Below are 9131 nucleotides of genomic sequence, written 5' to 3' on the forward strand. Positions count from 1 at the left end.
ATGTTTAAGAGGCCGTCTGAAAAAACCATACTAGAAATACAAAGGAGAACTCGAAATGCCGCAAATTAAAATTCCAGCCGTTTACTACCGCGGCGGTACATCTAAAGGCATTTTCTTCAAACGTACCGATCTGCCGGCCGCAGCGCAGGAAGCAGGCGAGGCACGCGACAAAATCCTCTTGCGCGTACTCGGCAGCCCCGACCCTTACGGCAAACAGATTGACGGTTTGGGCAATGCCAGTTCGTCCACCAGCAAAGCCGTGATTTTGGACAAATCCGAACGAGACGATCATGATGTCGATTATTTGTTCGGACAAGTTTCCATCGACAAACCTTTTGTCGATTGGAGCGGTAACTGCGGTAATTTGACCGCCGCCGTGGGCGCATTTGCCATCGAGCAAGGCTTGGTCGATAAACCCAAAATCCCTTCAGACGGCCTGTGTACCGTCAAAATCTGGCAGAAAAACATTGGCAAAACCATTATTGCCCATGTGCCGATGCAAAACGGCGCAGTTTTGGAAACAGGCGATTTTGAGCTTGACGGTGTAACTTTTCCGGCAGCCGAAGTACAAATCGAATTTTTAGATCCAGCCGACGGCGAAGGCAGTATGTTCCCAACCGGCAATTTGGTCGATGAAATTGATGTACCGAATATAGGCCGTCTGAAAGCCACGCTTATCAATGCAGGTATTCCAACCATTTTCTTGAATGCCACAGATTTGGGCTACACAGGCAAAGAGTTGCAAGACGACATCAACAACGATGCCGCGGCTCTGGAAAAATTTGAAACCATCCGCGCGTATGGTGCGCTGAAAATGAGTTTAATCAGCGACGTATCCGAAGCTGCCACTCGAGCCCATACTCCGAAAGTCGCTTTTGTTGCTCCGGCGGCCGATTACACCGCTTCAAGCGGCAAAACCGTCAAAGCAGCCGACATCGACTTATTGGTACGCGCACTGAGCATGGGCAAATTGCACCACGCCATGATGGGCACCGCTTCAGTTGCCATCGCTACCGCCGCCGCCGTGCCCGGTACGCTGGTCAACCTTGCAGCCGGAGGCGGAGCGCGTAAAGAAGTCCGCTTCGGCCATCCGTCAGGCACACTGCGTGTCGGTGCCGCCGCCGAATGTCAGGACGGACAATGGACGGCCACCAAAGCGGTCATGAGCCGTAGCGCACGCGTGATTATGGAAGGACAAGTCCGAGTGCCGGAAGATTGCTTTTAAGTTTTCAGACGGCCGCAGCATTAAACAAGGCCGTCTGAAAACCAAATAAGCAGATTTTAGTCAGGTAGCGATACCTGCAATGGAGATTAGGGTTGGGCATGAAGCCTGACTTAAACATCAAACCAAAGGCAATCTGAAAAGCTCTCAAATGTTTTTGCTCTTTTCAGACGGCCTGAAGCCAAAAAAACAATCAAAAATTCAAAGGAGAAACACCATGTCCAACCAACTCATTCTTGTTCTGAACTGCGGCAGCTCTTCACTCAAAGGTGCCGTTATCGACCGTAAAAACGGTAAAGTTCTCTTAAGCTGTCTCGGCGAACGTTTGGGTACGCCCGAAGCAGTCATTACGTTCAGCAAAGACGGCAAAAAATGCCAAACAGCCTTGACCGGCCGTAACGATCATGCCGGTGCGGTAGGTATGCTGTTGAAAGAGCTTGAAAAACACGGCCTACACGACCGCATTAAAGCCATCGGCCACCGCATCGCCCACGGCGGCGAAAAATACAGCGAGTCTGTTTTGATCGACCAAGCAGTAATGGACGAACTCAATGCCTGCATTCCGCTCGCTCCGTTGCACAATCCTGCCAATATCAACGGCATTTTGGCCGCACAAGAGCATTTCCCGGGTCTGCCCAATGTCGGCGTGATGGATACCTCGTTCCACCAAACCATGCCAGAGCGTGCCTACACTTATGCCGTTCCGCGCGAATTGCGTAAAAAATACGCTTTCCGCCGCTACGGTTTCCACGGTACCAGTATGCGTTACGTTGCCCCTGAAGCCGCACGCATCTTGGGTAAACCGTTGGAAGACATCCGCATGATTATTGCCCACTTAGGCAACGGCGCATCCATTACCGCCATCAAAAACGGCAAATCCGTTGATACCAGTATGGGCTTCACGCCGATTGAAGGTTTGGTAATGGGTACACGCTGCGGCGACATCGACCCGGGCGTATACAGCTATCTGACTTCACATGCCGGTTTGGATGTTGCCCAAGTTGATGAAATGCTGAACAAAAAATCAGGTTTGCTCGGTATTTCCGAACTCTCCAACGACTGCCGTTCTTTGGAAATTGCTGCGGATGAAGGCCATGAAGGCGCACGCTTGGCTTTGGAAGTCATGACTTACCGCCTTGCCAAATACATTGCTTCGATGGCTGTGGCTTGTGGCGGCGTTGACGCACTCGTGTTTACCGGCGGTATCGGCGAAAACTCGCGTAATATCCGCGCTAAAACTGTTTCCTACTTGGATTTCTTAGGTCTGCACATCGACACCAAAGCCAATATGGACAAACGCTACGGCAACTCCGGTATCATCAGCCCGACAGGTTCTATGCCGGCTGTTTTGGTTGTTCCAACCAATGAAGAGCTGATGATTGCCCACGATACGGCGCAGTTGGCTGGCTTTTTGGAAGAAGTAGGCTAGGGCGAAGATTTTCCTAGACCATAAACAATAAAAAGTGCGGATTCATCATCCGCACTTTTTTAATTACATCTCAATCAAGCCACTTGGGTTTGATGTTCATCGCCGTTGCGCTCACGAACTGCGCCCAAGCGGTAAACGGTTTCGCCTTGTTTGCTCAAGAATGCTTGTACCGCGTCGGCATCTTCTTTAGCAATGATAACGACCATACCGATACCGCAGTTGAAGGTACGGTACATTTCTTGGGTTTCCACATTGCCTGCTTTTTGCAGCCATTGGAACAGTTTAGGCAATTCCCACGCTTTGGCATCGATTTGTGCAACGGTATTTTCAGGCAAAACGCGAGGTACGTTTTCGGTAATGCCGCCGCCGGTAATATGGGCCATGCCTTTAATGGTGAATTTTTCCAAAGCGGCAAGGATAGGTTTCACATACAGGCGGGTAGGGGCGATGATGGCTTCGCGCAAGGTTTTGCCGTTGTCGAATTCCGCATCCAAATCGGGATCGTCGCGCTCGATGATTTTGCGTACCAAAGAGTAGCCGTTGGAGTGTGCGCCGTTGGAAGCCAAACCCAAAACAACGTCTCCGGCCTGAATGCTGCGGCCGTTGATGACGCGTTCTTTTTCAACCACGCCGACGGCAAAACCGGCCAAGTCGTATTCGCCTTCGGGATACATGCCCGGCATTTCGGCAGTTTCACCGCCAATCAAAGCGCAACCGGATTCTTCGCAACCTTGGGCAATACCTTTAATCACATCAGTCGCGCGGGCAACATCCAGCTTGCCGCAAGCGAAATAGTCCAAGAAGAACAAAGGTTCTGCACCTTGAACCAAAATATCGTTGACACTCATGGCAACCAAATCGATGCCGACGGTATCGTGTTTATCCCAGTCGAAAGCCAGTTTCAGCTTGGTGCCGACGCCGTCCGTACCGGAAACCAATACCGGATTTTTATATTTTTTGCCGATTTCGACCAAAGCGCCGAAACCGCCCAAATCACCCAACACTTCAGGGCGCATAGTACGCTTGGCAAAAGGTTTGATGTTTTCGACCAGTTGATCGCCTGCGTCGATATCCACGCCTGCGTCACGATAGCTCAAAGAAGTGCTCATTGGATTTCCTTATTCGGGTATGGGTAGATTGTCGGAGCGTATTTTATCTTAAATTGGAGGGTTCAGGCTGAATTTTTTTGGCATTATTGTCAACAATTTTTATTTTATCTTAATAGCCGTCGCGCTTTCAGACGGCCTTTGCGAATCTGTTATACTGCTTATTGATTTTGAAAACCTTAAACATCAATTGGGAAATACCTTTTTATGTATCAAAAGAAAGCGCGCAGTGTAAAACCGTGGATTATTATGGCTTGCGTTATCGCGGCCTTTATTTGGCTTTTATATGCCTTAGGCAATGTTTTGACGCCGTTTATTGTGGCCGCCGTTTTAGCCTATGTTTTGAATCCCTTGGTCGAATGGCTGCAATTGAAGCGTATCCGCCGTGCACCGGCCTCTATGATTATTATGGCGCTTGCTTTGCTGATATTACTGGCGTTGATGCTGATTATTATACCTATGCTGTTAAATCAGTTTAATAATCTGGCCGAACGCCTGCCGCAAATCGTAGGCTTTGTTCAAAACAAATTGCTGCCGTGGCTCAACAGCGTCAGCGGGGATTATATTCAAATTGATCAAGAATCAATCATCGCATGGTTGCAGTCGCATACGGATGAGTTGAGCAATACGCTCAAAGCATGGATTCCTACCTTGATGCGCCAGAGCGGCAACGTAATCAGCGGCGTCAGCAATTTGGTGTTGCTGCCTTTGCTGTTGTATTACTTTTTGTTGGACTGGAAACGTTGGTCTTCCGGAATCAGCAAATTGGTTCCACGCCGTTTTATCGAGACCTACACGCGTATCAGCAGCAATATGGACGAAATCTTGGGCGAATTTCTGCGCGGACAGCTGATGGTTATGATGATTATGGGCTTGGTTTATGGATTGGGCTTGATGCTGGTCGGTTTGGATTCCGGCTTTGCCATCGGTATGATTGCCGGTATTTTGGTATTTATTCCGTATTTGGGTGCATTTACCGGCCTTTTGCTGGCGACAATCGCCGCGCTTTTGCAATATGGCTCATGGCAGGGCTTATTGATGGTCTGGGCTGTATTCGGTGTCGGACAATTCTTGGAAAGCTTTTTCATTACGCCTAAAATCGTCGGCGACCGCATTGGTTTGTCGCCTTTCTGGGTGATTTTCTCGTTGATGGCTTTCGGACAACTGATGGGTTTTGTCGGTATGCTTGCCGGCTTGCCGCTTGCCGCCGTGACGCTGGTTTTACTACGTGAAGGTGCATCTGTCTATTTCGGCAGCCATTTCTACAAACATAAATAAATCGATAATATTAAGGCCGTCTGAAATCCAAGTTTCAGACGGCCATTGATAACAAAGGAAGTCTATATGTTAGCCATTATCGGCGGCAGCGGTTTGACCAAACTGCCAGAACTCGAAATTACCGAACGAAAAATCATACGCACTCCATACGGCTTAACCAGCAGCCCTATTTTGTTCGGCAGGTTGGGGCGCTTGGATATTGTTTTTCTTGCCCGACACGGCTTCAGCCATACCATCGCGCCGCATGAAATCAACTACCGCGCCAATATTTGGGCGTTACATTCTTTAGGCGTTGAAAACATTATTGCCATTTCTTCAGTCGTCGGTATCAACCCCGATTTTGAAAATGGCAGTTTAGTGTTGCCGGACGATTTGATCGACTATACCTATGGCCGCAAAGATACTTTTTTTGAAGGCCAAGAATGCCCTGTCGTCCATACCGATTTTTTCAACCCTTATTGCGATGAATTGCGACAAGAATTATTGAATATCACGAAAGCGCACAATGTGCCGATTTACGATTCCGCTGTTTATGGCTGCCTGCAAGGCCCGCGCCGTCCAACCCGCGCTGAAATCGCCCGTTATCGCCGTGACGGGGTAGATGTACTCGGTATGACCGGTATGCCTGAAGCCGTTTTGGCCAGGGAGTTGAAAATGGCCTATACCCACTTTTGCAGCGTCAGCAGCATTGATTGCTTTGATAGCGGAGTAGGGACTGAGGGCTGTAATGAACAGACTTCTATTGCGATGACGAAAATCCGACAATTATTGAATGGTTTGTAACTGATAATGCCGTCTGAAATAATGTTTTCAGACGGCATTGTTTTATTTAGGAAGCCGTTTCACGCGCCCAATGGGGCAGGGAGGCTTTTTGTTTGCGGAACGAGGCAAGTTGCATACCCCGACATTTTTCAAAAATCAATTCAACCCCGCTTTGCAGCTGTAAAATCAAATTGGTATGCGTTTCCGTTTTAATAAAATCGATATTGCGTTGTACCAAGCGTTGAATGACGGCATATACATCAAGGCAGCCATTTGCAAAAAACCACAGATTTAACTTTACCCAACGGCCGCCGCTTAATGCAGTATTAGGCTGAAAATCAGCACGAATCTGTGTCAGCCGATTATCGGAGAAATGCAGTTCAATATCGCCATAAAGCCAAATATTCCAGCCTTTTTGTACCAACAAGCCTTTAGGGACGCAATCAGGCGCAGGAAACATCTGCAAAATAGACTCTGCCGATTGTCCGATTTCCAGATAGTCAAACCGGCCGGTATACAAAAAATCATAAATATCAATGGCAATAGGAAAGTGGTAACGCATGGCAACAACCATAGAAAAGCAATTAACCAAGCTATCTTAAACTTAAAATATAATGAAATCAATTCTTATTACTATTTATCAATATAAGAAAGGCCGTCTGTTGTTCAGACGGCCTTGTAGCTTTGGCTTAAACCGATATTTTGGTTTACTCAGCCTTTAAATCAGCCACGCACTGCTTATCGCGTGCCTCAAAAGCTTCCGCGCCACCCAAGAGCTTGAGTTGCTCCATAGGGCTGATTTTACCGAAGTTTCGGATTTGCTCGTCAGAGAGTTTGCTTAAAGGCTGATCCCACATGCAGACACAATAGTCTTGAGCCAATTTCTCGTTTTGCGCATCCAAACCTTTTGCTTTCAAATCAGCTTGCCATTTTTCAGCAAAAGGAATGTTTTTCACGCAAGACTCCACCACATTTTGTTTCATCTGCGGCTTGTTCATGGCGCATTGTGAGAGCAGGGCGGTCAGAGCCAGCAAAGACAAAATAATCCATGCCCAAATGCGGATGGTGCGGATTTTTGCCTTGGCTTTTTTTCTGGCTGCCAGTTGCTCTTCAGACGGCCTTTCCGTTTGTTGCTCAGTCATGCAGGCTTTCCATGCGGATCATGGTGATCGGAGCATCCACGCAACTCAGTGCTTCAATCGCTGCGATAGCACGTTTGACGTTGTGTTCCACTGTGGTATGGGTCAGAATCACAATTTCGGCAGTACTTTGATTAATCACACCTTTTTGAATCAGAGCCTCGATAGAAACATTTTCTTTGGCCAAGAGTGCGGCAATTTGACCCAAAGTGCCCGGTTCGTCAGTTGCTTGAACGCGCAAATAGTAGCTGCTGGTGATTTCATCCATAGGCAGAATATTTTGCGCTTGAACTTGCGAAGGTTGGAATGCCAAGTGAGGGACACGATGGTCAGTCTCAGCTTCAATCAGGCGGGCAATATCAATGATATCGGCAACCACGGCAGAAGCCGTTGGCAATGCACCGGCGCCTGCACCATAATACAAGGTTTCACCAACCATATCGGCATTGACGCGGACAGCATTCATCACGCCGTTAACGTTAGCCAGCAGACGGCTTTCAGGAATCAGAGTAGGGTGTACGCGCAACTCGATGCCTTTGTCGGTTTTACGGGTAATACCCAACAACTTGATACGATAGCCAAGTTCTTCAGCGTATTTGATATCGCGGCTGTCAAGTTTGCTGATGCCTTCCAAATAGCAGGCAGAAAAGTTCATCGGCGTACCGAATGCCAATGCGCTCATAATCGTAATTTTATGGCCGGCATCATGACCTTCGATATCAAAAGTAGGGTCAGCTTCTGCATAGCCCAAAGCCTGAGCTTCTTTTAAGACGTCTGCAAACGCGCTGCCTTTTTCACGCATCTCAGTAAGGATGAAGTTGCTGGTACCATTAATAATACCGGCAATACTGCGGATTTGATTCGCAGCCAAACCTTCACGCAAAGCCTTGATAATAGGGATACCGCCGGCAACAGCAGCTTCAAACTGTACCATGACATTTTTTTCTTCCGCCAAAGGGAAAATTTCATTGCCGTATTCAGCCAACAGTTTTTTATTGGCAGTAACAATGTGTTTGCCGTTTTCAATCGCTTTCAATACCGCATCTTTAGCAATACCGGTACCGCCAAACAATTCCACAACAACATCAACATCTTGCTGTTGAACCAGCTCAAACGGATCTTTGATAAAAGCAGCATTCGGGCAAATTTGTTTGGCTTTTTCTTCGCTCAAATCACAAACAGCAGAAATACGGACTTCACGTCCCAAGCGGCGGCTGATTTCCGCAGCGTTGTCCTGCAATACAGTGGCCGTACCGCCACCGACTGTACCCAAACCTAAAAGACCGATATTTACTGGCTTCATTGTGTCTCCTTTTGAGCCGATACTTTAAAATAATCACGAAAAACCAAGGCTTGTTATAATCGCTTGCAATCGTAAATTCAGAGCAAAGCATCAATGCACAAGGTTAAACGTTGAATCCTACCTGATATTGCTTGATTTTGCACCTTTTTTTGCAAGTTTCCCAAGGCCGTCTGAAAAATCGTTCTACCATAAAAACAGGAATTGCCATGAAAATCACAGAAAACCATATCGATGAAACCGCATCATTTTTTTCATCCTCACAAGGCATATTGCAAATCGGTGAACAAACATACTCAAAACCCATTTGCTGGCAAGATGGCAAAGTGAGCATCATTCCTCAAACAACCATCGAAGAATTAAACGAACAAATTTTTATATCAGCAATTGAAACAGCAGAAAACCGTCCAGAAGTCATTATTATCGGTACAGGAGAAAAACAAAAATTCCTGCATCCCAAAATTGCTGCAGCCTTATCAGCCTACGGAATCGGCTTTGAATGCATGAACACAGCCTCCACTTGCCGAACTTTAGTTTTACTGCAAGGCGAAGGCCGAAGCACATGGGCTTGGTTGTGGCCATAATTTGTAGAAAAGACTTTTGCATCATACTAGTACAAATTCGCATAATTTATATTATGTTAAATTTATAAAGTAATAATTTAGTCTTCTAGTTTCTATTTCTCTCAATTGTACAATTACTTACAGAATTCGAAAGCAAAAAGACCGTCTGAAATTTTCAGACGGCCTGAGACCTTTGCAAAATCCCCCCAAATCCCCTAAATTCCCACCAAGACATTTAGGAGATTTTCCATGAGCACCTTCTTTCAGCAAACCGCCCAAGCCATGATCGCCAAACACATCGACCGTTTCCCACTATTGAAGTTGGATCAAGT

General features: G+C 47.0%; 9 protein-coding genes. 5 read left to right on the forward strand and 4 right to left on the reverse strand.

Features of this window, described 5'->3' with window-relative positions; genetic code table 11:
- Positions 1 to 55: 55 nt before the first annotated feature.
- Both prpF and ACTHSW_RS06305 read left to right on the forward strand, forming a co-directional pair.
- Positions 56 to 1225 carry a 2-methylaconitate cis-trans isomerase PrpF gene (gene prpF, locus ACTHSW_RS06300; protein ID WP_070461918.1) on the forward strand — a complete coding sequence of 390 codons (1170 nt, stop codon included), beginning with the start codon at positions 56 to 58 and terminating at the stop codon, positions 1223 to 1225.
- Positions 1226 to 1439: 214 nt separating this feature from the next.
- A complete protein-coding gene (locus tag ACTHSW_RS06305; RefSeq protein WP_070461921.1) occupies positions 1440 to 2651 on the forward strand; it encodes an acetate kinase in 1212 nt (403 codons plus the stop codon).
- A gap of 74 nt (positions 2652 to 2725) precedes the next feature.
- On the opposite strand, the gene purM is transcribed toward ACTHSW_RS06305, so the two are convergent.
- Positions 2726 to 3760, reverse strand: a complete 1035-nt coding sequence (gene purM / locus ACTHSW_RS06310) for a phosphoribosylformylglycinamidine cyclo-ligase (protein WP_070461924.1) — start codon at positions 3758 to 3760, stop codon at positions 2726 to 2728.
- A 204-nt stretch (positions 3761 to 3964) separates the two neighbouring features.
- On the opposite strand from purM, the gene ACTHSW_RS06315 reads away from it, so the two are divergent.
- The gene (locus ACTHSW_RS06315) at positions 3965 to 5035 is read left to right on the forward strand and encodes an AI-2E family transporter (protein WP_070461926.1); all 1071 of its coding nucleotides are present in this window, start codon (positions 3965 to 3967) and stop codon (positions 5033 to 5035) included.
- Positions 5036 to 5101: 66 nt separating this feature from the next.
- Complete coding sequence (locus tag ACTHSW_RS06320; protein WP_070461927.1) at positions 5102 to 5818, forward strand: S-methyl-5'-thioinosine phosphorylase; 717 nt, start codon at positions 5102 to 5104, stop codon at positions 5816 to 5818.
- A 46-nt stretch (positions 5819 to 5864) separates the two neighbouring features.
- On the opposite strand, the gene ACTHSW_RS06325 is transcribed toward ACTHSW_RS06320, so the two are convergent.
- From ACTHSW_RS06325 to ACTHSW_RS06335, 3 genes are all read right to left on the reverse strand, one after another.
- Positions 5865 to 6359, reverse strand: coding sequence for a hypothetical protein (locus tag ACTHSW_RS06325; protein ID WP_070461949.1), 495 nt, complete (start codon positions 6357 to 6359; stop codon positions 5865 to 5867).
- 145 nt (positions 6360 to 6504) lie between these two features.
- Entirely contained in the window at positions 6505 to 6939 is a 435-nt protein-coding gene (locus tag ACTHSW_RS06330) for a hypothetical protein (protein ID WP_070461930.1), read from the reverse strand.
- Positions 6932 to 8239, reverse strand: a complete 1308-nt coding sequence (locus ACTHSW_RS06335) for a homoserine dehydrogenase (RefSeq protein WP_070461931.1) — start codon at positions 8237 to 8239, stop codon at positions 6932 to 6934. The genes ACTHSW_RS06330 and ACTHSW_RS06335 overlap by 8 nt, the downstream gene beginning before the upstream one ends.
- Before the next feature lie 206 nt (positions 8240 to 8445).
- On the opposite strand from ACTHSW_RS06335, the gene ACTHSW_RS06340 reads away from it, so the two are divergent.
- Positions 8446 to 8820 carry an Mth938-like domain-containing protein gene (locus ACTHSW_RS06340; RefSeq protein ID WP_070461951.1) on the forward strand — a complete coding sequence of 125 codons (375 nt, stop codon included), beginning with the start codon at positions 8446 to 8448 and terminating at the stop codon, positions 8818 to 8820.
- Positions 8821 to 9131: the final 311 nt, after the last annotated feature.

Origin of the sequence: Neisseria sp. P0008.S004, assembly GCF_051962755.1 — a bacterium.
GTDB classification, from domain to species: Bacteria; Pseudomonadota; Gammaproteobacteria; order Burkholderiales; family Neisseriaceae; genus Neisseria; species Neisseria subflava_A.

What these genes read in the sequence shown, in the direction of transcription:
- ACTHSW_RS06325 (WP_070461949.1), bottom strand. Translation starts at nt 6,359, where the DNA reads ATGCGTTACCACTTTCCTATTGCCATTGATATTTATGATTTTTTGTAT.
- ACTHSW_RS06305 (WP_070461921.1), top strand. Translation starts at nt 1,440, where the DNA reads ATGTCCAACCAACTCATTCTTGTTCTGAACTGCGGCAGCTCTTCACTC.
- ACTHSW_RS06315 (WP_070461926.1), top strand. Translation starts at nt 3,965, where the DNA reads ATGTATCAAAAGAAAGCGCGCAGTGTAAAACCGTGGATTATTATGGCT.
- prpF (WP_070461918.1), top strand. Translation starts at nt 56, where the DNA reads ATGCCGCAAATTAAAATTCCAGCCGTTTACTACCGCGGCGGTACATCT.
- purM (WP_070461924.1), bottom strand. Translation starts at nt 3,760, where the DNA reads ATGAGCACTTCTTTGAGCTATCGTGACGCAGGCGTGGATATCGACGCA.
- ACTHSW_RS06335 (WP_070461931.1), bottom strand. Translation starts at nt 8,239, where the DNA reads ATGAAGCCAGTAAATATCGGTCTTTTAGGTTTGGGTACAGTCGGTGGC.
- ACTHSW_RS06340 (WP_070461951.1), top strand. Translation starts at nt 8,446, where the DNA reads ATGAAAATCACAGAAAACCATATCGATGAAACCGCATCATTTTTTTCA.
- ACTHSW_RS06330 (WP_070461930.1), bottom strand. Translation starts at nt 6,939, where the DNA reads ATGACTGAGCAACAAACGGAAAGGCCGTCTGAAGAGCAACTGGCAGCC.
- ACTHSW_RS06320 (WP_070461927.1), top strand. Translation starts at nt 5,102, where the DNA reads ATGTTAGCCATTATCGGCGGCAGCGGTTTGACCAAACTGCCAGAACTC.